23 protein-coding genes and 1 pseudogene are annotated in these 25,947 nt (G+C 63.9%); 17 read left to right on the forward strand and 7 right to left on the reverse strand.

What is annotated here, in order from left to right; translation table 11 throughout:
• Positions 1-73: 73 nt before the first annotated feature.
• From BR71_RS10680 to yedA, 4 genes are all read left to right on the forward strand, one after another.
• Entirely contained in the window at positions 74-283 is a 210-nt protein-coding gene (locus BR71_RS10680; protein WP_043636795.1) for a hypothetical protein, read from the forward strand.
• Positions 284-338: 55 nt separating this feature from the next.
• On the forward strand, positions 339-929 hold the full coding sequence (gene tsaC, locus BR71_RS10685) for an L-threonylcarbamoyladenylate synthase type 1 TsaC (protein ID WP_081554421.1): 591 nt from the start codon (positions 339-341) through the stop codon (positions 927-929).
• A 26-nt stretch (positions 930-955) separates the two neighbouring features.
• Entirely contained in the window at positions 956-1,624 is a 669-nt protein-coding gene (tolQ, locus tag BR71_RS10690; protein ID WP_043636798.1) for a protein TolQ, read from the forward strand.
• Positions 1,625-1,710: 86 nt separating this feature from the next.
• Complete coding sequence (gene yedA / locus BR71_RS10695) at positions 1,711-2,574, forward strand: drug/metabolite exporter YedA (RefSeq protein ID WP_043636896.1); 864 nt, start codon at positions 1,711-1,713, stop codon at positions 2,572-2,574.
• A gap of 139 nt (positions 2,575-2,713) precedes the next feature.
• On the opposite strand, the gene BR71_RS10700 is transcribed toward yedA, so the two are convergent.
• Together BR71_RS10700 and BR71_RS10705 are read right to left on the reverse strand one after the other, a co-directional pair.
• A complete protein-coding gene (locus BR71_RS10700; RefSeq protein ID WP_052370487.1) occupies positions 2,714-3,241 on the reverse strand; it encodes a cytochrome b/b6 domain-containing protein in 528 nt (175 codons plus the stop codon).
• A gap of 345 nt (positions 3,242-3,586) precedes the next feature.
• Complete coding sequence (locus BR71_RS10705; RefSeq protein WP_043636802.1) at positions 3,587-4,750, reverse strand: lytic polysaccharide monooxygenase; 1,164 nt, start codon at positions 4,748-4,750, stop codon at positions 3,587-3,589.
• 439 nt (positions 4,751-5,189) lie between these two features.
• Between BR71_RS10705 and BR71_RS10710 the strand changes: the two genes are divergently transcribed.
• The 6 genes from BR71_RS10710 (at position 5,190) to gap (ending at position 13,722) form a co-directional block, all read left to right on the forward strand.
• Entirely contained in the window at positions 5,190-5,924 is a 735-nt protein-coding gene (locus tag BR71_RS10710; protein WP_019101073.1) for a GntR family transcriptional regulator, read from the forward strand.
• Complete coding sequence (gene nagA, locus BR71_RS10715; RefSeq protein WP_107732092.1) at positions 5,921-7,042, forward strand: N-acetylglucosamine-6-phosphate deacetylase; 1,122 nt, start codon at positions 5,921-5,923, stop codon at positions 7,040-7,042. The genes BR71_RS10710 and nagA overlap by 4 nt, the downstream gene beginning before the upstream one ends.
• The gene (locus BR71_RS10720; protein WP_043589504.1) at positions 7,023-8,045 is read left to right on the forward strand and encodes an SIS domain-containing protein; all 1,023 of its coding nucleotides are present in this window, start codon (positions 7,023-7,025) and stop codon (positions 8,043-8,045) included. The genes nagA and BR71_RS10720 overlap by 20 nt, the downstream gene beginning before the upstream one ends.
• 125 nt (positions 8,046-8,170) lie before the next feature.
• The gene (gene ptsP, locus BR71_RS10725) at positions 8,171-10,675 is read left to right on the forward strand and encodes a phosphoenolpyruvate--protein phosphotransferase (protein WP_043636805.1); all 2,505 of its coding nucleotides are present in this window, start codon (positions 8,171-8,173) and stop codon (positions 10,673-10,675) included.
• Positions 10,676-10,831: 156 nt separating this feature from the next.
• Complete coding sequence (gene nagE / locus BR71_RS10730) at positions 10,832-12,514, forward strand: N-acetylglucosamine-specific PTS transporter subunit IIBC (protein ID WP_043589508.1); 1,683 nt, start codon at positions 10,832-10,834, stop codon at positions 12,512-12,514.
• A gap of 194 nt (positions 12,515-12,708) precedes the next feature.
• Positions 12,709-13,722 carry a type I glyceraldehyde-3-phosphate dehydrogenase gene (gene gap, locus BR71_RS10735; RefSeq protein ID WP_019100281.1) on the forward strand — a complete coding sequence of 338 codons (1,014 nt, stop codon included), beginning with the start codon at positions 12,709-12,711 and terminating at the stop codon, positions 13,720-13,722.
• Between the two features lie 80 nt (positions 13,723-13,802).
• Here gap and BR71_RS10740 read toward each other — a convergent pair whose 3' ends face one another.
• On the reverse strand, positions 13,803-14,246 hold the full coding sequence (locus BR71_RS10740) for an Lrp/AsnC family transcriptional regulator (protein ID WP_043636809.1): 444 nt from the start codon (positions 14,244-14,246) through the stop codon (positions 13,803-13,805).
• 429 nt (positions 14,247-14,675) lie between these two features.
• Between BR71_RS10740 and phoB the strand changes: the two genes are divergently transcribed.
• From phoB to tal, 3 genes are all read left to right on the forward strand, one after another.
• Complete coding sequence (gene phoB / locus BR71_RS10745; RefSeq protein ID WP_019101332.1) at positions 14,676-15,365, forward strand: phosphate regulon transcriptional regulator PhoB; 690 nt, start codon at positions 14,676-14,678, stop codon at positions 15,363-15,365.
• Between the two features lie 6 nt (positions 15,366-15,371).
• A complete protein-coding gene (gene phoR / locus BR71_RS10750) occupies positions 15,372-16,679 on the forward strand; it encodes a phosphate regulon sensor histidine kinase PhoR (RefSeq protein WP_019101331.1) in 1,308 nt (435 codons plus the stop codon).
• Positions 16,680-16,999: 320 nt separating this feature from the next.
• Positions 17,000-18,061, forward strand: coding sequence for a transaldolase (tal, locus tag BR71_RS10755; protein ID WP_043636812.1), 1,062 nt, complete (start codon positions 17,000-17,002; stop codon positions 18,059-18,061).
• A 236-nt stretch (positions 18,062-18,297) separates the two neighbouring features.
• On the opposite strand, the gene BR71_RS10760 is transcribed toward tal, so the two are convergent.
• Positions 18,298-18,831, reverse strand: coding sequence for a hemerythrin domain-containing protein (locus BR71_RS10760; RefSeq protein WP_043636814.1), 534 nt, complete (start codon positions 18,829-18,831; stop codon positions 18,298-18,300).
• A gap of 363 nt (positions 18,832-19,194) precedes the next feature.
• Between BR71_RS10760 and BR71_RS24795 the strand changes: the two are divergent.
• Both BR71_RS24795 and ampD read left to right on the forward strand, forming a co-directional pair.
• A pseudogene (locus BR71_RS24795) lies at positions 19,195-19,449 on the forward strand (GNAT family N-acetyltransferase); the annotation flags it as partial.
• Between the two features lie 48 nt (positions 19,450-19,497).
• On the forward strand, positions 19,498-20,085 hold the full coding sequence (ampD, locus tag BR71_RS24800) for a 1,6-anhydro-N-acetylmuramyl-L-alanine amidase AmpD (RefSeq protein ID WP_244269613.1): 588 nt from the start codon (positions 19,498-19,500) through the stop codon (positions 20,083-20,085).
• Positions 20,086-20,178: 93 nt separating this feature from the next.
• On the opposite strand, the gene kup is transcribed toward ampD, so the two are convergent.
• Positions 20,179-22,044, reverse strand: coding sequence for a low affinity potassium transporter Kup (kup, locus tag BR71_RS10770; RefSeq protein ID WP_043636909.1), 1,866 nt, complete (start codon positions 22,042-22,044; stop codon positions 20,179-20,181).
• 308 nt (positions 22,045-22,352) lie between these two features.
• On the opposite strand from kup, the gene BR71_RS10775 reads away from it, so the two are divergent.
• Together BR71_RS10775 and BR71_RS10780 are read left to right on the forward strand one after the other, a co-directional pair.
• Positions 22,353-24,062 (forward strand): proline--tRNA ligase, encoded by a 1,710-nt coding sequence (locus BR71_RS10775; protein ID WP_043589963.1) that lies wholly within the window; start codon positions 22,353-22,355, stop codon positions 24,060-24,062.
• Positions 24,063-24,069: 7 nt separating this feature from the next.
• The gene (locus tag BR71_RS10780) at positions 24,070-24,711 is read left to right on the forward strand and encodes a lytic transglycosylase domain-containing protein (protein ID WP_043589513.1); all 642 of its coding nucleotides are present in this window, start codon (positions 24,070-24,072) and stop codon (positions 24,709-24,711) included.
• 87 nt (positions 24,712-24,798) lie between these two features.
• On the opposite strand, the gene BR71_RS10785 is transcribed toward BR71_RS10780, so the two are convergent.
• A complete protein-coding gene (locus BR71_RS10785; RefSeq protein WP_043589515.1) occupies positions 24,799-25,296 on the reverse strand; it encodes a MarR family winged helix-turn-helix transcriptional regulator in 498 nt (165 codons plus the stop codon).
• A 132-nt stretch (positions 25,297-25,428) separates the two neighbouring features.
• Entirely contained in the window at positions 25,429-25,857 is a 429-nt protein-coding gene (locus tag BR71_RS10790; protein ID WP_043636820.1) for a carboxymuconolactone decarboxylase family protein, read from the reverse strand.
• Positions 25,858-25,947: the final 90 nt, after the last annotated feature.

The raw sequence follows: 25,947 nt of genomic DNA on the forward strand, positions 1-25,947 counted from the left end.
CTAGATTTGGAAGCGACAGATGAAGGCCGGCCTGCTGCTGGCCGGAGACTGAGCCTGATGTCGAGGAGAATAGATGATGACCGACAATCACATCGCGCCGGCGGCAGCGCTGGAAGCAGGAAGCTGGCGGCGCAGGATGATGCATTTCCTGCGTCATGAGCGCCGCTGTTGGTGCCGGCTGGCGTACTGGTTGAAGCAGTTCGGCGAGGAACAGCCGTCCTGGCGCTGCTACGCCTGGCGGCCGGCGCCGGAGGATATCGACGACCGGGCATCGAAGCGCTAGGTCGCCGCCGCGGACAGCGGTACAATGCGGCTTTACTTTCGCATCGCCGTCCATCATGAAGTTCACGCCAGGCCGGGTGCGGCCCTTGCCCCGTCTGCCCGGCCGCGCCCTGCAACAGCAGGCCCGCGCGGCCTTGAAGCAAGGCGAGGTCATCGCCTATTCCACTGAGTCCTGCTACGGCTTAGGCTGCAATCCGTTGGATGTGCGCGCCATCCGCAAAATTCTGGCGATCAAGGCCAGGCCCAATCACAAAGGGCTGATCGTGATCGCGGCCGACGTGTCCCAGATCCGCCACCTGATCCGTCCTTTGACCGCCGCCCAATACGCGGAACTGGCGCGCTATTGGCCCGGTCCATATACTTTTTTGCTGCCGGCTTCGCGTCGAGTGCCGCCGGCCTTGCGCGGCAAACACGACAAGATCGCCGTGCGCGTCACAGCGCATGGGGAGGCTGCGGCCTTGTGTCGCACCTTGGGTTCCGCGCTGGTGTCCACTTCGGCCAACCGCGCCGGCCAGCAATCGTTGAAGAGCGCGCGCGCCTGTCGCGAGGCGTTCCGCCAACGGGTGTTGACCCTGCCGGGGCGTATCGGCAAGCGGCGCAAACCGTCCACCATCATTGATTTGGAAACAGGCCGCGTATTGCGCTGAGCCTGGCGATTACAAGAGGAGTTGCCGTGCAACAGATTTCCTTCCTGAGCCTGATCCTGGACGCCAGCCTGATGGTGCAACTGGTGATGGCCGGCCTGGCCTTGATGTCGGTGCTGTCCTGGGCCCTGATCTTCAACAAGATCTCGGTGCTGCGCGCGGCGCGGCGCAATAGCGACGAGTTCGAGCGCAATTTCTGGAGCGGCGCGGACCTGAACCGACTGTACGAAGACGCCAGCCGCCGCAGCGACACGGTGGGCATGGAGCGCATCTTTCAGTCCGGCTTCGCCGAGTTTTTGAAGCTTCGCGGCCGCAACGGCACCGAGCTGTCGGACATCATGGCCGGCTCGCGCCGCGCGATGAAGGCGGCGGCGCAGCGCGAGCTGGACGCCCTGGACAGCCATACCTCCTTCCTCGCCACAGTGGGCTCGGTTAGCCCCTATATCGGCCTGTTCGGCACGGTGTGGGGCATAATGCATGCCTTCATCGGCCTGGGCAACGCTGGTCAGGCCACCTTGTCCACCGTGGCGCCGGGCATCGCCGAGGCGCTGGTGGCCACGGCTATCGGCCTGTTCGCGGCCATTCCGGCGGTGGTGGCCTACAACCGCTTCGCCACCGACGTTGATCGGCTGGCCACCCGTTTCGACAGCTATATGGAAGAGTTTTCCAACATCCTGCAGCGCCTGGCCACACGCTAAGTGGGGCCGCGTCCGTGGCAAAATTGGGCTTGCCACGGACATTCCCATACGGGATGGTATTCGGTTCCACTTTCTTGAGCCGCACCATGCCGTTTTCGCGCATTCCCCCGCTGACCCTAGCCGCTTTCTTCGCCCTGTACGTGATCTGGGGCTCCACTTACCTGGGCATACGCATAGGAGTGGAGTCCTGGCCGCCGATGATGATGGCCGGCTTGCGCTTTTCCTTGGCCGGTTGGCTGATGCTGGCTTATTTGTGCGTGCGCAAATACCCGATGCCTAACGCGCGCGAACTGGGCGGCGCCGCCTTGCTGGGCGTATTGATGCCGGCAGTGGGCAACGGCCTGGTCACGGTGGCGGAGAAAGATGTGTCCTCCGGCGTGGCCGCATTGGTGATCGCCACCGTTCCCCTGTTCACCTTGCTGTTCGCGCGCATGTTCGGCCAGAAGGCGCGCAAGGTGGAGTGGGCCGGCATCGGCCTGGGGGTGTGCGGCATGGTGCTGTTGAACATGGGGGCCAATCTGAAGGCCAGCCCCAGCGGCGCGGCCTTGCTGTTGCTGGCTTCCGCCGGCTGGGCGCTGGGTTCGGCCTGGAGCCGCCATTTGGCTCAGCCAAAGGGACCAATGGGCAGCGCCTGGATGATGATCTTCGGTGGTGCGGCTTTGCTGCTGGCCAGCCAGATCTACGGCGAGAAACTGCTGGCGACGCCGTCACTGTCCGGCTGGCTGGCTCTGCTCTACCTGGCGGTATTTGGCTCCATCATCGCTTACAGCGCCTATCTGCTCCTGCTGAAGACCGTGTCGCCGGCCGCCGCCACCAGCTACGCCTACGTCAACCCGGTGATCGCGGTTCTGCTGGGGGTGGTCTTTCTTGGCGAGCACATTGGCCTGCACGAGATGTTGGCGATGAGCGTGATTGTGGCGGCTGTGGTGTTGATCAGCTGGCGGCGCTAGCAGCGCTTGCATGTCCGCCGCGCTTCGTGAGACGTGGCGTGGCGAGCACCGCTTCGACTGCATGCACCGCCGGCACATTGCGCTTTCTCAGCGGTTTTCGCCTTGTCTCGCTCTTGCTCGCGAGATCGTGAACACGTTCTTAGCCAGCCAGCAGCGACATGCGCCGTAACAGGCGGCGTCCGTTGCGCTGATGCTGGATTACCGCGCCGATATGGGCGCTCAGCAGCAGAGCCAGCAGAATATTGCTGACGAAGTGCAGCTTGGGCAGCGCGCGCGTGGCCGCGCCTGGTTCCAGGCTGGGTTGCAGAGTGAGCAGGCCGAATAAATCGACCGGCCGTTCCATCATCAGCCAGCCGCTGGCCAGCGACAGGCTGCTCAGCAGATAGAGCAGCGCGTGCGCGCGGCGCGCCAGCCGGTGTTTGGCCGGCGGGATGCCGGTGGGCGGCGGCATGCGGAAGCTGGCGCGGTAGACAATGCGCAGCAGGAAGACGGGTATTAGCAGGGTGGTCAGCGCGACGTTGAACGGCGGAATCGCCGCGGCGACGGCGGGCGGCAGCGCGCCGGAGGCGAGAGCGAAGCCGCTGATCATCGCCCACAGGATCACGACGGCGCAAATCCAGTGCAGCCAGGCTGCGAGGGGCGGGTAGGTCTGGGTCGAGGTTTCCATCGGAACCGGCTTTCTAGCGAATCCCGGCAGGCGACGCGCGGCAGCTATCCTGCCTGCGTTGCGGGCATGGGATGGCCGCCATCCAAAGAATGGCCTGCGACAGGAGTGGTGGGGGAAGCCGGCCTGCCCAGAGGGGGAAGGCCGGCGGTTCAGCGCGTCACGCTCTTAGAACCTGTTTACGATCTGCTGCGCGTTGGCGGGACTGTTAGACAAGGGCGTTGGAAACGTCTTCGAAATGTTCATGTACCACTTGACCATTCCGCTTTCTCAACGACTTTCGCCTTGTCTCGCCTTAGCTCGCGAGATCGTAAACACGTTCTTAGCCCGCGCGCCGAGCGGTACGGCTTAAGCCGGCGCCCACAAGGCGGGTTGGGTGGACGGGGTCCAGCCCGCGCCGGCCCAGGCGGTGTGCGGCTGCAGGCAGCGGTACTTCTTGCCCTGATAGCTTACGATCTGGCCAGCGGTGTAGGACAGGCCTTCTTTCCAGGTGTCGCCCACCGGCGGCGGGTTGATGCCGCCGTCGCCCTTCTTCAGGTCGATCTGGTAGGTGTAGCCCTTGTAGTTGTCGTTCAGATACACGCGGTTGGCGGTGGCGCTATGTTCCGGGGTGATGCCTACCGTGCGTTGCTTCTGATTCATCACGCCGATGCGAATCGCCTTGGAAGTTGCGTTCACTTTCACGCCCAGCTCATACGGCCAGTTGGTCATTTGCCCGCTGACGGCGTCCAGTTTGACCGGGATGGTTTCGGCGTCGCGGCCGCTGGCGTCGAACACGCGCAAGGTGGCGGTGCTGTTGTTCGGCAGGTTTTCATAAGCGGTCACCTTGCCGATTTCCTTCCACGGATTGGTCACCGGCGGCGGTTCCGGCGGGTTGGTGCCGTCGCCGAAGATCACGTCGGAGCACGAGTAGAAGGCTTCTTCGCTGTCCGCGCGCTTCCAGACATTGAAAATGATGTGCGGGCCGCTCTTGCCGGCCGGCAGCTTGGCCACCATGTGGTAGCGCTTGTTGGCGTCCAGCGGCGGATTGCCGGTCACGGTGTGGAAGGGCTGCGGATCCAGGTCAGACCACTTCAGCGGCTTGGTTTGATCCCAGCCGTTCTTGGTGACGTAGAACTTGAAGTACTTGGTCGAGTGCGGCGCGGTGGCGTGATAAACGAACTCGTAGTTGCCGCTGGCGTCCGGCACCAGCTTGGTTTTCGGCCAGTCGGTGCGGCCCAGGTTGAAGCCCTTGAACTTGTCTTGGCCGCCGGCGCAGAGTTTGCCGTCCGGCACCACCGCGGCGTGGTTGTCGCCCTGAGGATTTTGGTTGATGCCGTTCCAGTCGTACATGGCCTGGGTGCCGCCTACGAGTTTGGCCTGCTGGCAAGCGGCGGATTTCGGCGATTCCGCGCCCTCCTTGAAGCAGTTGTAGGTGCGGTTGATCGGCACTTCCATGGTGCCGTGGGCCCATAGCGGCGCACTGAGGCAAGCCAGGGCGAGGGCGGCGGGAAGGCGCAGTTGTGGTTTCATTCTGACTCCTTTGAGCTACGAGTGGTATGCAAGCGCCCAGCAGTTCGCCGGGCAGTCCAATCATCATATGAATGACATATGATTTAAAATAAGACGACTATTTTTAATCTAAGTTTGGCAAAAGGTACTATTGCCATGCTTACTGTGTGGTCTTGCATCTGCTTGATTCTTGCAAAAAACGCTCATTCCCTGACCTGTCCCGCGGGTCAATGCGCAGTGATCCTGCAATTTTCCCAGCCAAATCATTTGTTTGTCGTTTTGCTGCCATGCAGCAAGCGCACAAGAATGCGAACAAATAAAATGGTATTGACGTGGTATTAATGTGGTATTAACGTTCGCGGTAAGCCGTAAGGCCGGAATCGACACGCGCCAGCGCGGAAGATGCCAGCCGGGGAGACAGGTTATACACTGGGGTTTTCAGACCACTTGCAGACAACCCATGGAAAATCGCTGGCTTGCATTGAAACCGGATGAAACCCTGACCACGCCGCTGTATCTGCAGCTGTCGCGGAAACTGGCCGACGCCATCAACGCCGGTTGGTGGCAGGCGGACGAAGCGCTGCCGTCGGAGCGCACGTTTTCGGAAGAACTGGGCATTTCGCGCGTCACCGCGCGCAAGGCGATGGATGTGCTGCTGGAGCAGGGCCTGATTCGCCGGCGCCAGGGCTCGGGCACCTTCATCACGCCAAGACTGGAGCAGCCCTTGTCGAGGCTGACCGGCTTTACCGAACAATTGCGCCAACGCGGCTTCGTGCCGTCGTCGGTGTGGCTGGAGCGCGGCGTGTTCGCGCCCAGCAATGAAGAAGTGATCAAGCTGGGACTGTCGCCCACCTCGCAGGTGTCGCGGCTGAAGCGTCAGCGCCTGGCCGACGGGGTGGTGATGGCGATAGAGATGACGACGCTGCCGGTGGCTTATCTGCCGGAGCCGCAGCAAGTGGGCACCTCGCTGTACGCCCACCTGGACGCCAGCGGCCACTCGGTGGTGCGCGCGTTGCAGCATATCCGCGCGGTGAACGCCTCCGGCGACATCGCCACGTTGGCCGGCATCCGCCCCGGAGAGGCGATGCTGTTGATTACCCGCATCGGCTTCAACGCTGAGAACATCGCGATTGAATTGACCGATACCTATTGCCGTAACGACTACTACGATTTTGTTGCCGAACTGAGACGATGACCCAACACCGAGTGCTGCAAGGACGCATCCTGACCGAATCCGGCTGGATGGACGGCGAATTGAAACTGGCTGCCGATGGCCGCATCGAGTCTATAGACGCGCGCTTGGCCTCCGGGCGCGCGGTGGAGCGCTATCTGCTGCCGGGCTTCATCGATCTTCACGTCCACGGCGGCGGCGGCGTCGACATCATGGAGGGCGGCCGCGCCGCCGAGCGCGTGGCCAGGCTGCACGCCCGCTTCGGCACCACCTCCTTGCTGGCCACCACCATGACCGCGCCGCCGATCGACATTGAGCAGGTGCTGCGCGCGCTCGGTTCCTCCTGTCGCGAACGCCAGCCCGGCGGCGCCCGCATTCTGGGCGTGCATCTGGAAGGCCCTTACATCAACCCCGGCAAACTGGGCGCTCAGCCAGACGACGCCTGCCGCGCGGTGATGGAGCAGGTGGACTGGTATCGTTCGCTGGCGCCGGTGTCGCTGATCACGCTGGCGCCGGAAATCGCGGGCCACATGGACATCATCCGCCAACTGGCGGAGCAGGGCGTCAAGGTGCAACTGGGCCACACTCTGGGAAGTTACGAAGACGGCGTGCAGGCCCTGGAGCAGGGCGCGTCCGGCTTCACCCATCTGTTCAACGCGATGAGCGGGCTGCACCACCGCGAGCCCGGCATGGTGGGCGCGGCGCTGGCCCACGCCGAATACGCGGAACTGATCCCGGATCTGCTCCACGTCCATCCGGGCGCGATCCGCGCCGCTCTGCGCTCGATTCCGCGCCTGTACTGCGTCACGGATTCCACCGCCGCCGCCGGCATGCCGGACGGCGAATACAAGTTGGGTTCGCACTCGGTGACCAAATGCATGGGCGGCGTGCGTCTGGCCGACGGCACTCTGGCAGGCAGCACGCTGACCATGGACCAGGCGCTGCGCAACCTGGTGTCCATCGGCCTGCCGCTGGCGGACGCTTCGCACAGGCTGTCGCTTTACCCGGCCGACTATCTGGGCCTGGCCGACCGCGGCCGGCTCGCCGCCGGCGCCTGGGCCGACATTGTGGCGATGGATGCGGATTTGAATTTGCAGCAAGTCTACGTAGAGGGAGAACAAATTGGCCTCGTTGATGCTTGAAGAAGCGCTGTACGCCGCCGAGGCGGTGGCCGCGCAACACATGTACGCCGATGAAGCGCTGGCCGCGCTGGGGCGCGCGCTGGCGGTGGAGCGCCCCAGCCTGGCGCTGACCGTTGCACGCGGCAGTTCCGATCACGCCGCCAATTACTTCGCCTATCTGGCGATGCAACGGCTGGGCGTGCCGGTGGTGTCCCTGCCGATGTCGCTGGTGACGCTGCACCGCGCGCCGCTGGCGGTGAAAGGCCAACTGGCGGTGGCTTTGTCCCAGTCCGGCCAGAGCCCGGACCTGATCGACACTATGAAGGCGCTGGGTGCCGCCGGGGCGCGCACCGCGGCCTTGGTCAACAAGCATCAATCGCCGCTGGCCGCCGCCTGCGAATGGGTAGTGCCCTTGTGCGCCGGCGACGAAAAAAGCGTGGCCGCCACCAAGAGTTACATCACCTCCTTGTCCGCGGTGGCGCGCCTGGTGGCCCACTGGCAGGCGGACGACGCCCTGTTGGCCGCGCTGGCCAACCTGCCGCAGCGTTTGACCGAAGCCACGCGCCAGGACTGGACGCCGGCGGTGGACGCTTTGCGCGACGCCGAACGCATCATGGTGGTGGGCCGCGGGTTGGGCTTCGCCGTGGCGTTGGAAGCCGCGCTCAAATTCAAGGAAACCTGCGCGATTCAGGCCGAGGCCTTCTCCGGGGCCGAGATCAAGCACGGTCCGATGGCTTTGATCGACGACGGCTATCCCTTGCTGATCTTCGCGCCGCGCGGGCCGGAGCAACAAGGCTTGATCGATCTGGCCGAGGAAATGCGCGGCCGCGGCGCCAAGGTGTTGCTGGCCGCGCCGGAAAATATCGTCAGCCGGGATCTGACCCTGGCGTTGGCCGACGACGAAGCGTTGGATCCTTTGCTGGCGATTCAGAGCTTCTATCTGATGGCGGCGCGCTTGTCCGAGGCGCGCGGCCTGAATCCGGACGTGCCGCGTCATCTGTCCAAGGTGACTTGCACGCGCTGAGTCCGGCAACGCTTGAAACCGCGCCCTGATCGGCCATCGAATCGGGGCGCGTCGCGAACGGCGCCCAGCGGAACCGGCGCCGGCCGCGGAGACGATACATAAGTAAGAATGGAGACGCTCCCCTCATGTCCGCTACGCTCGAACTCCTGGCCCCGTTTGACGGGCCGTCCGTGCCGCTGAGCCGTGCGCCCGATCCGGTATTCGCCGGTTTGATGATGGGTGACGGCCTGGCGATCGAGCCGATGTCCGGCACCCTGCTGGCGCCCTGTGACGGCGTGGTGGCGCAATTGGCGCGCACCGGCCACGCCTTGACCTTGCGCGCGGCCAACGGCGCTGAAGTGCTGATCCACATCGGCATCGATACCGTCAAGCTGGAGGGCGAGGGCTTCAAGCCGTTGATCAAGGCCGGCGACGCAGTCAGTCAGGGCCAGCCCCTGATCGAAGTGGACCTGGACGCAGTGGCGCGGCGCGCGCCGTCCTTGCTGACCATGGTGGTGATCGCCAACGGCGAGGCTTACGCATTGGAAAGCCGGGCCGAGGGCTGGCAGCAGGCCGGGCAAAGCGTGTTTCTGACACTGTCGGGCGGCGCGGCCGTAGACGATCTTCCCAGCGCCAGTGGCGCGGAAAGCCGCGGTCAGGCCACGGTGCGCCACGCCGGCGGCCTGCACGCGCGGCCGGCGGCGCTGGTGCAGAACGCGGCGCGTCAATACCGTTCCAGCGTACGGGTGGAATTCAAAGGTCAGGCCGCCAATGCCCGCAGCGTAGTGGCGCTGATGGGGCTGGGGGTGGCCGAGGACGACGATGTGGCGGTGTTGGCGCAGGGCGAGGACGCCGCTGCGGCCGCCGCGGCGGTGATCGCCGCGCTGCAAACCCGCACAGAGTCCGGCCATGGCGCGCCCGCGCCCTTGGCCAGCGCCTCGGCGCGTTCGCTGCCGGCCGGCTGGATAGGCGGCGTTTGCGCGGCGCCGGGCCTGGCCATCGGCCAGGTGGTGCGCCTCGACGCCTTCGAACCGCAAGTGGCGGAGTTCGCGGTCAATGCGGATAGCGAGCGCGATCAGCTGAACCGCGCGCTGACCGAGGTCAGCGCCGGCATCGCCGCCGCCATCGACGACGCGCTGCGGCGCGGCCAAACCTCGCAGAGCGACATTTTCTCCGCCCATCTGGCGCTGGTGGACGATCCGGAATTACGGGGCGCGGCGGAACGAGACATCGCCGCCGGCCACAGCGCCGGCTACGCCTTCCGCCAAGCGGTGCGGGCGCAGTGCCGGGTATTGTCCAGCCTGGGCAGCCCCTTGCTGGCCGAACGGGTGGCCGATCTCAAAGACATTGAACGTCAGGTGCTGAAAGCCTTGTTGGGCGATGCGCAGAGCGAGCCTGAATTGTATCCCGCCTCCATCCTGGTGGCCGAAGATCTGGCGCCCTCCGAACTGACCCGGCTGCCGCGAGAGCGGGTGGCCGGCATACTGTCCGCCGCCGGCGGCGCCACCGGTCATGTGGCCATTCTGGCGCGCGCGCTAGGCATTCCGGCCCTGGTGGCTTGCGGGCCGCAGGTGTTGCGTCTGGACGCCGGCAGCGAAGTGCTGCTGGATGCGAGCCAAGGCGGCTGTGATCCGGCGCCGGCCGCCGCCTCGCTAGCCGCCGCCAGGCAGGCGATGGCGGAGCGAGAGCGCCGCCGCGCCGATATGCGGGCCGACGCCGACGGCGCCGCGGTGACACTGGATGGCGTGCGCGTTGAAGTCGCCGCCAATATCGCCAACGAAGAGGACGCGCGCGAAGCGGTGCGCCACGGCGCCGACAGCGTGGGTCTGTTGCGCACCGAGTTCCTGTTCATTGATCGTCGGGACGCGCCGGACCGCTACGAGCAGGCCAACGCCTATCAGGCGGTGCTGGACGAATTGCAGGGCCGCGTCGCCATCATCCGCACGCTGGACGTGGGCGGAGACAAGGAAGTGCCCTATCTGACCTTGCCGCCGGAACCTAACCCGGCGCTGGGCCTGCGCGGCATCCGCACCGGCTTCGCCCATCCGGAGATGCTGGATGAACAACTGCGCGCGCTGCTGATGTTGCGCCCGTTATCCCTGCTGCGCATCTTGGTGCCGATGATCGCCGACGTTGGCGAACTGCGGCGTTTGCGTCGGCGCATAGACTCGCTGGCCGAGGAAATGGGGCTGAGCGAACGGCCGCAGCTGGGCGTGATGGTGGAAGTGCCGTCCGCCGCTCTGCTGGCCGACCAACTCGCCGCCGAGGCGGACTTCTTGTCCATCGGCACCAATGATCTGACTCAATACACGCTGGCGATGGACCGTTGCAACGCCTCGCTGGCGGCCAGCCTGGACGCAATGCATCCAGCGCTGCTGCGGCTGATAGAACGCACGGTGGCCGGCGCCAGCCTGCACGGCAAATGGGTGGGCGTGTGCGGCGCCTTGGCGTCGGACCCGCTGGCCACGCCGGTGCTGATCGGCCTCGGCGTGGCCGAACTATCGGTCAGCCCTGGCCTGGTGCCGGAGATCAAGGCCAGGGTGAGGGCGCTGGATCAGCAGGCTTGCCTCAAGCGCGTCGAGCAGCTGTTGAGGCTGGATTCCGCCGCCGAAGTGCGCGCGCAAGCCGCCGAATGGTGGCCGGAGGCCTGACCGGTCCGGCGCGCAAGGCCGTTCAAGGTTTTTGAGGTGATTTTGAAGTAATCGCATGCCGCGGGGACACGCGGCAGCGAGCGGCACAGACACACAAGAAGGTAGCAGCCTGGAGCGCCATGCCCCCATCGGCGTCCATACACTGGGAGACGAGACGTGAGTACCTCTGACAATAAATTCGCTGGCATTCAGCAGCTGGGCCGAGCCCTGATGCTGCCGATCGCCGTTTTGCCCGTGGCCGGCCTGCTGCTGCGCCTGGGCCAGCCGGACCTGCTCAACATCAAGATGATGGCTCAGGCAGGCGACGCCATCTTCGGCAATCTGGCGTTGATCTTCGCCATCGGCGTGGCCGTGGGCTTCGCCAAAGACAACAACGGCACCTCCGGCCTGGCCGGCGCCATTGGCTATCTGGTGATCACCGCGGTACTCAAGGTGATAGACGAGAAGCTCAATATGGGCGTCCTGTCCGGCATTCTGTCCGGCCTGGTGGCCGGCGCGCTGTACAACCGTTACAAGGACATCAAGCTGCCCAGCTACCTGGCCTTCTTTGGCGGCAAGCGTTTTGTGCCCATTGTCACCGGCTTCTCCATGCTGCTGTTGGGCGCGGTGCTGGGCTATGTCTGGATGCCGGTGCAGGTCGGCATCGATAGCGTTGGGCGCTGGCTGATCGGCGCCGGCGAGATCGGCGTCTTCGTCTACGGCGTGCTCAACCGCGTGCTCATCGTCACCGGCCTGCACCACATTCTCAACACCATCGTCTGGTTCCAGGTGGGCGATTTCGCCGCCGCCGCCGGCAAGGTGGTGCACGGGGATCTGACCCGCTTCTTCGCCGGCGACAAGACGGCCGGCATGTTCATGTCCGGTTTCTTCCCGGTGATGATGTTCGGCCTGCCGGCCGCCTGCCTGGCGATGTACCGCACCGCCAAGCCGGAGAACAAGCAAGCCGTCGGCGGTCTGCTGTTCTCGATGGCGCTGACCGCGATGCTGACCGGCGTCACCGAGCCGGTGGAGTTCGCCTTCATGTTCCTGGCGCCGGCGCTGTACGCCATCCACGCGGTGCTGACGGGCTTGGCCATGGCTTTGATGCACGCGCTCAACATCAAGCTGGGTTTCGGCTTCTCCGCCGGTCTGTTCGACTACATGCTGAACTTCGGCTTGTCCACCAACCCCTTGCTGTTGGTCCCGGTGGGCATCGGCTACTTCGCGCTCTACTACGTGTTGTTCGTGTTCTTCATCAAGAAATTCGATCTGAAGACCCCTGGCCGCGAAGACGCGATGGTGACTGTGGCTGCGGTGGCGGCCGGCAGTGAACGCGCGCGCGCCTTTATCGCCGCGCTGGGCGGCGCCGCCAACCTGAAATCGGTGGATGCCTGCACCACCCGTTTGCGCTTGCAAGTGGCCAGCAACGACAAAGTGAGCGAGGCCGCGCTGAAGGCGTTGGGCTCGCGCGGCCTGATCAAGCCGGCCGCCGGCAGCGTGCAAGTCGTGCTGGGGCCGGAGGCGGATCTGATTGCCGACGAAATCCGCGTTGCGCTGGGCGCCGCTGAAACCGCGGCCGCCGTTCAAACGAGCGAGGCGGCGCCGGCGCGGGCCTTGGGCGAAGTGGTGGGCATTGATCGTGAACGCTGGCTGACGGCGCTGGGCGGGGCGGACAATGTGCGCAAGGTGGAAGCCGTGGCCGGCAGCCGCTTGCGGGTGGAAGTGGCCGACGCGGCCCTGGTTGATCAGGCGGCCTTGCAGCAGTTGGGCGCCAGCGGCGTTACCGCCTTTTCCGGCACGCTATTGCATATAGTATTGAATAGCGACGCCGGCGATTACGCCGCCGTATTGCAGGGCTGAGGCGCTGCTCGATGCCGGGCGACGGCCGGCGGAATTTGACGCACGGCAAGTTTGGTCGGAATTTCCGCACTGGCGATGTTGGTAATTCGCCCACTACTTATGTAGCGAGTTGATTACAAGCCGAATCAGGCGGACAGTGGTGGCGCAGGGCACGGGAAGATGACCTTGCGCCATTTCAACTTGGAGGATGCATCATGACGTTGCGAGTTGCTATCAATGGTTACGGCCGCATCGGCCGCATGATTGTGCGTGCATGGCAAGAGCGCTATGCCGATCAGGACATCGAGATTGTCGCCATCAACGATCTGGCCTCGCCGGAGCTGCATGAACACCTGACCCGCTACGACAGCGTGCACGGCCCGTTCGCCGCGTCCGTGGCGTTGGACGGCGACCACCTGGTGGTCAACGGCAAGAAGATCAAGCTGCTGGCCATCCGCAACCCGGCCGAGCTGCCGTGGAAAGAATTGAACGTGGACGTGGTGATGGAATGCACTGGTTTGTTCACCACTCGCGAAAAAGCCGGCGCCCACCTGCAGGCGGGCGCTAAAAAAGTGCTGATCTCCGCCCCGGGCGGCGAAGGCGTGGACGCCACCGTGGTGTACGGCGTCAACCATCAGCAGTTGAGCAGCGCGATGACCATCGTGTCCAACGCCTCCTGCACCACCAACTGTCTGGCTCCGATGGTGCAGCCCTTGATCGACACCATCGGCATCGAGCGCGGCCTGATGACCACGGTGCACGCCTACACCAACGACCAAGTGTTGCTGGACACCGATCACAAGGATTTGCGTCGCGCCCGCTCCGCCGCCGTGTCCATGATCCCGACCAAAACCGGCGCCGCCGCCGCGGTGGGCCTGGTGTTGCCTCAGTTGAAAGGCAAGCTGGACGGTTTCGCCGTGCGCGTGCCGGTGAGCAATGTCTCGCTGGTGGATCTGACCTTCACCGCCGGCCGTGACACCACCAAGGAAGAAGTGAACCAGCTGATCAGCGACGCCGCCAAGGGGCCGCTCAAGGGCGTGCTTGGCGTGAACACGCTGCCGCTGGTGTCCTGCGACTTCCTGCATAACCCGGCGTCCAGCACCTTCGACGCCACGCTGACCCGCGTCATCGGCGGCCGCGAAGTCAAAGTGCTGGCCTGGTACGACAATGAGTGGGGCTTCTCCAACCGCATGATCGATACGGCAGTGGCCTGGCAGGCCGCCAAGTAAGCGCCGACAGGCGTTCCGCTCTTTCAAACGGACAGGCTCGCCTGTCCGTTTTTCATTGTCAGGCCCAAAGCCGCGCCGGATTATTCGTCCTGTTGCAAATCCGGCAGCCGCGGCGGCACTGGAACCTCGATCACGATCGAAGTCTTGGTATCGCCAAACTGCATCAGCCGCGCGATCAGCGCCTGCAGGGTGGGCATATTGTCCACTACCACCTTCATCATCAGTCCGCTGGTGCCGGTCACCGACATGCATTCGATGATCTCCGGCATGGTGCGGATTTCCTCTATCACCGCGAAGTACTCCAGGTGTTTGACCGTCAGCTCTATCATGCAGCAGATGGGCATGCCCACCTTGTTGGGATCGATGGTGGCGCGGTAGCCGGTGATCACGCCGCCGCGCTCCAATTTGTTCACCCGATCCGCCACCGCCGGCGGCGACAGATTCACCCTTCGGGCCAGCTCCGCGAAGCTGATGCGGGCGTTTTCGTGCAGCGCGGCGATGATTTTTCTATCAAATTTATCCATGTTTCGATTATAAGGAAATATGACGAAACAAACATATAAAATAAGGTGAAATGGCTGAAAATCCAATCAACCATCTAATCAAAACGCCTGTTTGCTACGTAAAATGCTGGCCGTATCAGGGTTGGCCGCACTGTCCCGCGGCTCGCCTGTCCAGATCCGTTGCGGATGAGAATTGTCCCAAAACGCTCTCATTTGAAACTGTCCTGGTGATCTCTTTGTCCCTGGTCTCTAGTCAGATCAAATCTGTATTGACGACGACCATTCCGGGCCTGTTCACAGCAACAGGCCCGTTTTTTTTGGTTTCAGCGGCGTCTACGGCTGGCGCGTTAAAATAATCTGCGCCAAAGTGGGAAAGTTTGACGAAATGTCATATTTTTGTAATCACCCGTTTTTATCCTTGCCACACACTCAAACGGGAATGGATCAACCATGCCAGCCAATATCTTGCTTGTTGAAGACGAACCGGCAATCCAGGAGCTGATTGCCTTCAACCTGGCGCAGGCCGGCCACCATGTGCTGCGAGCCAGCACCGCCGAAGCGGCGCTGACGCTGGTGCGCAACGCGCTGCCGGATCTGGTGTTGCTGGACTGGATGCTGCCGGGCGCCAGCGGGGTGGACATCGCCAAGCGCTTGCGCGCGGACGAGCGTACCCGCCACGTGCCCATCATCATGTTGACCGCTCGCTCGGACGAGCAGGACAAGATCACCGGCCTGGAAACCGGCGCGGACGACTACATCACCAAGCCGTTCTCGCCGCGAGAATTGCTGGCGCGCATCAAAGCGGTGCTGCGCCGTCGCGCGCCGCAGATGACCGACGACGCGGTGGACGTGCAAGGCCTGCGGCTGGATCCGGTCACCCACCGCGTCACCGGCAACGGCGGCGTCATCGATCTGGGCCCCACCGAATTCCGCCTGCTGCACTTCTTCATGACCCATCCCGAGCGCGTGCATTCGCGCTCCCAGCTATTGGACCAGGTGTGGGGAGACCATGTATTCGTGGAAGAGCGCACCGTGGACGTGCACATCCGTCGGCTGCGCAGCGCGTTGGAGGGCACCGGCCACGATGCGCTGATCCAGACTGTGCGCGGCACTGGTTACCGCTTCTCCACCCAGCAGTGAGGCCTGATGCCTGAATTTCTGAAACGCACGCTGGCCTCGCTGCTGGCGACCGCCGTCATTGGCCTGGGCTTCTGGCTGGGATCGTCGGCGGAAGACGGACTGATCGCGGTGGCCATCTGCCTGGGCGGCTGGCTGGCCTTCAATCTCTACCATGTCGCGTTGTTGTTGCGTTGGCTGCAGCGGCCGACCCCGGAGCGGGTGCCGGACGGTTTCGGCGTCTGGCACACCATCTTCATGACTCTGTACCGCACCACCCGCACCCAGAGCCAGAGCCAGAAAAAGCTCACCCACGCGCTGGAGCGTTTCATCAACGCCGGCGAGGCGATGCCGGACGGGGTAGTGGTGCTGGACGAGCATGACCGCATCGAATGGATCAACCCGATGGCGGTGGAGCATCTGGGTCTGGACCGCAAGCGGGATGTCGGCAATCAGATCCTCAACCTGATTCGCCAGCCTGCCTTTCACGCCTATATGAACGAGGCGCGCTTCAGCCAACCGCTGGTGCTCAATTTCGTGCAGCCGCGCGAACTGGTGATCTCGCTGCAGATGGTCCCTTTCGATTCCACCCGCAAATTGCTGCTGACCCGCGACATCACCCAGCTGGAACGGGTGCAAACCGTGCACAAGGATTTCGTCGCCAACGTCTCGCACGAGCTGCGCACGCCGCTGACCGTGGTGGGCGGCTTTCTGGAGACGCTGGGCGATCTGCCGCAGGTGGACGACGCCACCTTCCGCCAGTTTCTGCCGATGATGCTGGAGCAATCGCGGCGCATGCAAAGCCTGGTTGAAGACCTGTTGACCCTGTCCAAGCTGGAGAACAGCCCCAAGGCGACGGTATCGGAAAAAGTGGACATGCAGGACATGTTGGACACGCTGATGGTGGAAGCCGAAGGCCTGTCCCACGGCCGCCATCAGGTCAAGCTGGACCGGCACAGCGACGCCTGGCTGTGGGGCAGTCCGCAAGAGCTGCATTCGGCCTTTGGCAATCTGGTATCCAATGCGGTGCGCTACACGCCGGAAGGCGGCTGCATCACGCTGAGCTGGAGGGAAGAGGGCGAGCAGCTGCGCTTCTCCGTGGCGGATACCGGCATCGGTATTCCGCGCGAGCATATTCCGCGGTTGACGGAGCGCTTCTACCGGGTGGACCGCGGCCGTTCGCGCGGCAGCGGCGGCACTGGTCTTGGGCTCGCCATCGTCAAGCATGTGCTGGCCCGCCATCACGCCCGGCTGGAGATCAAAAGCGAGCCGGACAAGGGCAGCGTGTTCTCCGCGGTGTTCCCGCGCGACCGCCGCAGCGGCTCGCAAGCGGCCTGAGCGCCGCGCCGCTGGGGCCGCATGCGGCGTATTCTTGCAAGCTTGGGCCGGCGCTCTTGGCGCGCCGCTCCAAGCGGGTTAGGATGTCCTTTTCAGCCCGCCGATTTTAGAACCTGTTCAAAGTCTGCCGCGCTTCGGCGATACGACGTTGAAATCCGCTTCGAAATGCTCATGTACCGTATGTGCATTTCGCTTCCTCGGCTGTTTTCGTCTTGTCTCGCCCCTGTGCGCGAGACTCTGAACAGGCTCTATGGCGCGGCGGCCACCGGCCGGCTCGGCGATGCCGGGCCCGTCCCGACTTTATTCTGGATCGTTCCACCATGAATCGACTGCAATCCATCCGTCCGTTCGGCCAGCGCGTCTGGCTGGACAATTTGTCCCGCGAATTGATCGCCTCCGGCGAACTGGCGCGCCTGCTGGCCGACGACGGCATCGCCGGCGTGACGTCCAATCCGGCGATCTTCTACAAGGCGATCAGCGGCGACGCCAGCTATCAGGCCGATCTGGCCCGCCTGAAGGCGGACGCCGGCCTATCCGCCGAGGCGCGCTACGAAGCGCTGGTGGTGCCGGACATCCAGGCCGCCTGCGACTTGCTGCGCGGCCAATACGACGCCAGCCAGGGCAACGACGGCTATGTCAGCCTGGAAGTGTCGCCGGAGTTGTCCAACGACGAGGCCGGGACTCTTGCCGCGGCGCGGCGCTTGTGGGCGGAAATCGCCCGGCCCAACGCCATGATCAAGATTCCGGCCACCGCCGCCGGCATCCGCGCCTTTCAGGCGCTGACCCGCGAAGGCGTCAACGTCAACATCACCCTGCTGTTCTCGCTGCCGCAAGTGGAAGCGGTGTGGGACGCCTACATCGCCGGCTTGTCCGCTCGTCACGCCGACGGCAAGGACGTGTCCGGCGTCAAGGCGGTGGCCAGCTTCTTCCTGTCCCGCGTCGACAGCCTGCTGGACCCGCAAGTGGCGGAGGCCCACAAGGGCAAAGTGGCCATCGCGCTGTCCAAGGCTGCTTACGCTCGCTATCTCGAGCGCTTCCACGGCGCCGAGTTCGCCGCGTTGAAAGCCGCCGGCGCCCGTCCGCAATATCTGCTGTGGGCGTCCACAGGCACCAAGAACGCCGCCTACTCCGACGTGCTTTACGTGGAGAGCCTGATTGGCGATGAAACCGTCAATACCGTGCCGGACGGCACGCTGGCGGCCTTCCGCGACCACGGCCAGGCGGCGTTGACGCTGCCGGAAGGCATGGACGAGGCGCAGACCCTGTTGCACGCGGTGGGCGCGGCTGGCGTGGATCTGGCCGCCGCCGGCGAGAAGCTGCAGCAGGATGGCTTGAAGCTGTTCGAGGACGCGTTCGAGCAGTTGCTGAAGCTGACCGCCTGAGATCGTAAACAGGTTCTGAGAACCGGATTACGATCTGCTGCGCGTCGGCGATACAGCGTTGAAAGCGGCTTCAAAATGCTCATGTACGGTGTGTACACTCCGCTTTTTCAGCCGTTTTCGCCTTGTCTCGCTCTTGCTCGCGAGATCGTAAACAGGTTCTGAGTGCGCAAAGATAAAAAGGCTGACCGCGCTGGTCAGCCTTTTTTTTGCGTTTGTGGCCGGGCGGCGGCAGCCGTTCAGGCGGCTTGCTGCATCCGGCGCGCCGCCATGCGCTGTCCGGCGGCGCTCATCTCCTCGGCGCTGATGGCGGAGGCGGCGGTGGGAAACAGCCAGCTTTCCTCGGCGGCGGCGTGTTCGCGGTACTGGCGAGCGAACTCCTCCAACTCGTTGCGGCTGATGCTGTGAATCTTGCCGTCGCGCAGCGCCAGAAGATCGTCGCGAATGGCGTTCCAGCAGGAATGCAGATAGCCGTGTTCTGCGCTCAGTTGCTCCAGCCGGGAGGCGGCGGTGGGCACCCGCTCCAGAATCAGCGGGAACAATTCGTCCTCCTCGTCGCTGTGATGAGCGGGGCCGGCCAGATCGAAGTAGCGGACCAAGCCGTCTATCGTGTTGCGCGCGGCCTCGTCGACGCCGTGTTGCTCAATGTAAGAAGGCAGTTGATCCAGTTGGTCGCAGAAGCGGCGAATCTTGTCGTGGCAGGCCTGCAGCATTTCCAGCGGCTGTTCGAAGCTGGGCGCGGCGGCGCTGCTCAAGGTGTCCAGGGTCAGCATCGGCGTTCTCCTGTAGTGGGTGACGGGCTGCATTCTGCGGCATGGCGCGGGCGGCGGCCATGATCCGGCTCAAGGCAACGCGCGCCGGCGGCTCCGCGGGAGCGGTAGAATGCCGAGGTTTGGTTGCCCCGGTTGTTCTTGATACCCCGCTGCCGGGCAGAAAACAAGAGAGATATTGGACTGTTCCGATGACTAGAATGTTGCGCGCGCCAGCGCAGCGCCGCAGGAGGTTGGATGCAAGCCCCGTTTGAAGTGAAACGCCTGGATTTGAGCGACGCGGCGTTGGCCGCTCGCGCCTTGAGCCTGCAGTTGGCTGCTCACCGTTTGGAGGCGGAATGGCTGTCTTATCCGCATCTGCCTGTGATGTGGACCGACCTTGCCGCTGCGCAGGCCTGCGCCGACGCGGTTTGGGGCGCGTTCGAGGGCGAGAGCCTGCGCGGGGTGCTGGTGGCCTCGCGCCGCGAGGATGGCGGGCTGCATATCGAAAGAGTCGTGGTGGATCCGCAACAGTTGCGCGCCGGCTGGGGCTACCGCTTGCTGAACCGGGCGCTGGTGGGCGAGAGCGAGGTCAGCGTCGATACCGCCGAGGTCAATATCGCCGCGTTGTCTTTGTATCGCAAGGCCGGCTTCGTCGCCGAGCAGCGCTGGTCCACGCCGGACGGCTTGATGCTGTGGCGTCTGAATTATCAGCCGGCCCCGCCGCCGGCTTTCCAGCTATTGGAGGACGGCTGGCTGGACGGCGCGCGCTGGATACCGTCGCCCAATCACGACGAACGCGGCGAGGACATGGCGCCGGAACTGCTGGTGATCCACAACATCAGCCTCCCTCCGTATCGCTACGGCGGGTTGGGCGTGGAGCAGTTGTTCCAGAATAAGCTGAACCCGGACGAGCACCCGTTCTACGCCGAAATCCAGCATTTGCGCGTGTCTTCCCATTTCTTCATCCGCCGTTCCGGCGAGCTGCAGCAGTTTGTGCCTGTGACGCGGCGCGCTTGGCATGCCGGCGTGTCCAATTGGCGAGGGCGTGAACGCTGCAACGATTTTTCCATTGGAGTGGAGCTGGAAGGCTGCGATTTCGAGCCGTTCAGCGAGGCGCAATACCAGACGCTGCAAGCCTTGGCGCTGGAGTTGCGGCGCAGGCTGCCGCTTAGCGCCATCATCGGTCACGAGCACATCGCGCCGGGACGCAAGACGGATCCCGGACCGTTTTTCGATTGGGCGAGGGCGGAGGCCGACAGCGGTCTGTCGCGTTAGAGTCAAGCCAGCCGCGAAAAAGCCGGACGGGCAAGGCCGGTCCGGCTTGAGAGCGAGGCGAGGAGGCTTCGCGTCTGTTCAAAGTCTGGCGAGCTAGAGCTCGACTTGCGCGCCCAACTCCACCACCCGGTTGGTGGGCACCTGGAAGAAGTCGGTGGCGCGCATCGCGTTCTTGCTCATCCACACAAACAGCTTTTCGCGCAGGCGCGACATGCCCGGACGCTCGGTGGACACGATGGTCTCGCGCGACAGGAAGAAGGAGGTGTCCATCAGCTCGAAAGCCAGACCCTGGGCAGTGCAATCTTCCAGCACCTGCAGTACGTTCGGATCTTCCTTGAAGCCGTAGCGAGCCACCACGCGCCAGAACGAGGTCGACATCTGCACGATTTCCAGCCGTTCCTCCGCCGCTACATAGGGCACGTCCTCGGTGCGCACCGTCATCAACACCACTCGCTCATGCAGCACCTTGTTGTGCTTGAGGTTGTGCAGCAGCGCGTGCGGCACGCCGTGCAGGGTGCTGGTCAGGAACACCGCGGTGCCCTGCACCCGCGTCGGCGGGTAGGCTTCCAGGTTTTCGATGAAGCTGTCCAGCGGCAGCGCCTGGTCGCGCAGGCGGGTGAACAGCAGCTCGCGGCCCTGCTTCCAGGTGCTCATCAGCGTGAAGATCACCATGCCCAGCACCAGCGGCAACCAGCCGCCGTCGGCCACTTTGTGGATGTTGGCGCTAAAGAAGCCCAGATCTATGGTGGCGAACATCAGGGTAACGCCCAGCGCCAGCGGCAGGGGCCAGCGCCAGTTGACCCTGGCCACCACGAAGAACAGGCAAGTGGTGATCAGCATGGTGCCGGTGACGGCGATGCCGTAGGCGGCGGCCAGGCTGGACGAGGTCTTGAAGGTCAGTACCACCACCATCACCGCGATCAGCAAAGCCCAGTTGATGAAGGGCATGTATATCTGGCCGATCTCTTTTTCCGAGGTGTGTTGCACCTCCAGCCGCGGGCAGTAGCCCAGCTGGATGGCTTGGCGGGTCAGCGAGTAGGCGCCGGAAATCACCGCTTGCGACGCGATCACCGTGGCCAGCGTCGCCATGACGATCAAGGGCAGCAGCGCCCAGTCCGGCGCCAGCAGGAAGAAGGGGTTTTTGATGGCGGCCGGGTTTTGCATCAGCAGCGCGCCCTGGCCGAAATAATTCAGCGCCAGGCCAGGCAGCACCAGGCTGAACCAGGCGCGGCGGATCGGCGAGCTGCCGAAATGGCCCATGTCGGCGTATAGCGCCTCGGCGCCGGTCAGCGCCAGCACCACCGAGCCCAGGGTCAGGAAGGAGCCCCAGCCGTTGTGGCCGATGAAGTGCAGCGCGTGATAGGGATTGAGCGCCTGCAGCACCTGCGGAGCTTGCACGATCTGATGCAGGCCCAGCAGGCCCAGAACGGAAAACCAGATCAGCATGATGGGGCCGAACAGCAGGCCGACGCTGGCGGTGCCGAAGCGCTGAAGCAGGAAGAGACCGGTCAGCACGCCGATGGCCATCGGCAGCACATAGCTTTCCATCGCCGGCGAAATCAGCTCCATGCCTTCCGCCGCGGACAAGACCGACACCGCCGGGGTGATGATGGCGTCGCCGTAGAACAGCGCCGCGCCGAACAAGCCCAGCAGAACGATCTTCCAACGCGCGGCGTGGGTGGTGTAATGGCGGGCCAGCGCCATCAGCGCCATGATGCCGCCTTCGCCGCGGTTGTCGGCGCGAAGCACGAAAGCCACGTATTTGATGGAAACCACGAAAATCAGCGACCAGAAGATCAGCGACAAAATGCCGAAGATGTTTTCAGGCGTGGTGGGGATGCCCTGGCCGGTGAAGCATTCGCGCAGGGTATACAGCGGGCTGGTGCCGATGTCGCCGTATACCACGCCCAAGGCGGCCAGGGTCAGGCCTGCCATGGCCTGTTTGTTGTGATCCTGCATATGCATCCAATGGAATTGTTCGTCACCGTATATTGCTGCACAGCAATATCGATGGTTCTTGAGCGCGCAGATTACTCCAGAGGTCAGGGTAAGCCAAGCAAAGGCCGCGCAAGAGCCGAGATGTGTTCTCGTAAAACGACAGAATCCGGGCTGTCCGCTTGCGCGGCGGCCGCATCTGGAGTAGCCGACGGGTGGCGGGGCACGCATCTTTATAGCGCAAAACGGCGATGCCGGCGCAAGGCTTGGCCGCGAGGCGCGGCAAACGCTACAATCAAGCCCTCATTACACCGTATTACCAAGGACGCATCATGCGCGCATCGCAGTTTTTCATTTCCACCCTGAAGGAAGCCCCCGCCGACGCGGACATCGCCAGCCAGAAGCTGATGATGCGCGCCGGCTTCATCCGCAAAGTGGCCGCCGGCATTTACTCCTGGATGCCGATGGGCCTGCGCAGCGTGCGCAAGGTGGAAAACATCGTGCGCGAAGAGATGAACCGCGCGGGCGCGATTGAAGTCAGCCTGCCGGTGGTGCAGCCGGCCGGCTTGTGGCAGGAAACCGGCCGCTGGGACAAAATGGGCGAGGAGCTGCTGCGCTTCAAGGACCGTCACGAGCGCGACTTCGCCTTGCAGCCCACCGCGGAGGAGCTGATCACCGACATCGCCCGCAACGAGCTGCGCAGCTACCGCGCGCTGCCCAAGAATTTCTTCCAGATCCAAACCAAGTTTCGCGACGAGCGCCGCCCGCGCTTCGGCGTGATGCGCGGCCGCGAGTTCACCATGAAGGACGCTTACTCCTTCGATCGCAGCGCGGAAGCCGCCGGCGTCAGCTACGACAATATGTATGCCGCTTACTGCCGCATCTTCGACCGCTTGGGCCTGAGCTACCGCGCCGTTGCCGCCGACACCGGCGCGATCGGCGGCGACCGTTCGCATGAATTCCAGGTGATCGCCGACACCGGCGAGGACGCCATCGTCTATTGTCCGGACTCCGACTACGCCGCCAACATCGAACTGGCCGAAGCCGTGGCGCCGGCCGGCGAGCGCGCGGCCGCCGGCGCGGCCATGACCAAGGTGCATACGCCCAAGGTCAAGACCATCGCCGACTTGGTGGACTTCCTGAAGGTCGACATCAAGCAAACCGTCAAAGCGGTAGTGGTGGACGGCGACGACGATCAGCCTGTGCTGCTGCTGGTGCGCGGCGATCATGAGCTAAACGAGGTCAAGGCCGAGAAAATCGCCGGCATCAAGGCGCCGCTGACCTTCGCCGCCCCCGGCGCGATCAAGGCCGCCTTCGGCGCCAATCCGGGTTCGCTGGGTCCGGTGGGCTTCAAGGGCCGCGTCATAGCCGACCGCACCGTCGCCAAGATGGCCGACATGATTACCGGCGCCAACGAGGACGACCAGCACTATACCGGCGTCAACTTCGGCCGCGATTGCGCGGAGCCGGAAGTGATGGATATCCGCAATGTGGTGGCCGGCGACGCCTCGCCGGACGGCAAGGGCGAGCTGGCGATCCAGCGCGGCATCGAAGTGGGCCATGTCTTCTATTTGGGCACCAAGTATTCGGAAGCGATGAACGCCACCTTCCTGGACGAGGACGGCAAACCCAAGCCGTTCGAAATGGGCTGCTACGGCATCGGCGTCACCCGCATCCTGGGCGCGGCCATCGAGCAGAACTTCGACGACAAGGGCATGATCTGGCCGGACGCCATCGCGCCGTTCACCGTGGTGATCTGCCCGGTGGGCTATGACCGCTCCGCCGAGGTGAAGGCCGCCGCCGACGCTTTGTACCAAGGCCTGCTGGCCAAGGGCGTGGACGTGATTCTGGACGACCGCGGCGAACGTCCGGGCGCGATGTTCGCCGATTGGGAGCTGATCGGCGCGCCGCATCGCGTCACCATTGGCGACCGCGGCCTGAAGGAAGGCAAGGTCGAGTACCAGCACCGTCGCGACACGGAGGCCAGCGCCCTGGCCGCGGATGCTATGCTGGAACAAGTGCTAGCCAAACTGGGGCTGTGACCGTCTTATGATCCGATCCGGCATCGTCGTATTGTTGGCCGCGCTGGCAGCGATGCCGGCGTGGGCCGGCGCGCAGAAGGAAGAGGCATTGGCCGCCAACGTCGCTTCCACCATGCGCCGTTCGGTGTCCGACGCCAACGCGCCGCGGCTGGTGTTTGACGACCAGCGCGAAGCCGACGCCTGGCTGGGTGAAATGTCCAGCCGGCTGGCCAAGCGGATTCCGGATAAATGGACGCGGGAGCGCCTGCTCACCGCCATCCATTACGAGGCCACCCGGGCCGGCCTGGACCCGCAACTGGTGCTGGGCCTGATCCAGGTGGAAAGCGGCTTCAACAAGTACGCGATCTCCGGCGCCGGCGCGCGCGGGCTGATGCAGGTGATGCCGTTCTGGGTGCGCAGCATAGGAAACGCGCAGCACAACTTGTTCGATCTCACCACCAATCTGCGCTACGGCTGCACCATTCTGCGTTACTACCTGGATATCGAGCGCGGCAATCTGTTTCGCGCGCTGGGCCGTTACAACGGCAGTCTGGGCCGGGCTGAATATCCCAACCTGGTGATGGGGGCCTGGAAAGGCCGCTGGCATTGGGTGGCGCCGCTGCCGGTGAAAACGGCGGCAGCGGGCGCGGCACCGCCACTGGTGCGCTGAAGCGCGGTTGTAAAAAACCGGCTCTGGAATCCAGGCCGGTTTTTTTTGTCCGCTCAGCGCGGCAAGCTACAGGAGGGCGCGTGCATCTCAATCCTCCTGGGTCTGCAGCATTTTCTTCAACAAGCGCGCCAGCGTGGCGCGTTCTTCCGCATCCAGCATCTCGATCAGTTCGGCCTCGGCCGACAGATGATTGCCGACGGCGTCCTCGATCACCTCGAAGCCCTTGGGCGTTAGCGTCACGATCACGCCGCGGCGGTCGGCCGGATCCGGCGAACGGGTCACCAAGCCGGCTTCTTCCAGCCGGTTGATGCGGTTGGTCAGCGCGCCGGAGGAGATCAGCACCATGCCCTGCAGTTGGTTGGGGGACAGCTGGAACGGTTCGCCGCCGCGGCGCAGCGCGGCGAGCACGTCGAACTCGCCGACATTCAGATTGTGGCGCGCCAAATCGTGCAGCACGCGGCGGGTGACGAAGTACTCCATCCGCACAATGCGGCCGACCACTTCGGTGGAGGACGGGTCCAAGTCCGGGCGAACCTCGCGCCACAGGGCGACGATACGGTCAATCTGGTCTGGTGCTTGTTGCATCACTGACGGTTCCTGATGTGTGGGTGACAACTGGATGACTACCGGGCGCAGAGATTAGCACGGCTTGAAGTTAGTTTATCTTCATGTGAAAGAATAGTCCTCAGTCATCACTCGCACCAGCGGGAATCGCGCTTACTGACGCATGCTGACCGCCAGCCGGTTGAAGGCGTTCATCAGGGCGATGGCGAAGCTCAGATCCGCCACTTGCTCCGGACTGAAGTGTTCCTGCAAGGGCAGGTAATGCTGGTCCGGAGCCTGAGTGGTGGCGATGTCGGTCAACGATTCCGCCCATTCCAGCGCCGCGCGCTCGCGGGCGCTGTACAGCTCGCTGACGCGCCAGCCGGCCAGGGAGTCGATGCGCTCATCGCTTTCCCCCCTGGCGCGCAGGGCCGACGCATGCATTTTCAGGCAAAAGGCGCAGCCGTTGATCTGGGACACACGCAGATAAACCAGCTCAATCAAAGGCAGGCCCAGGCTGCTGTGTTGCAGACTGGACTTGACGCTGGCCAGCCCCTGGTAGGCGGCGGGAGACAGTTGGGTGTAGGGCAGGCGCAGAGACATGGCAATTCCTTTCAAGAGAGAGATCATCGCAGCGGAGAGCTGCAAGGCCAGTCTAGGCAAGAATCATTTATGTAAATAGACTTAAAATAT

The sequence above is a fragment of the Chromobacterium haemolyticum DSM 19808 genome (genome assembly GCF_000711885.1).
GTDB lineage: Bacteria > Pseudomonadota > Gammaproteobacteria > Burkholderiales > Chromobacteriaceae > Chromobacterium > Chromobacterium haemolyticum.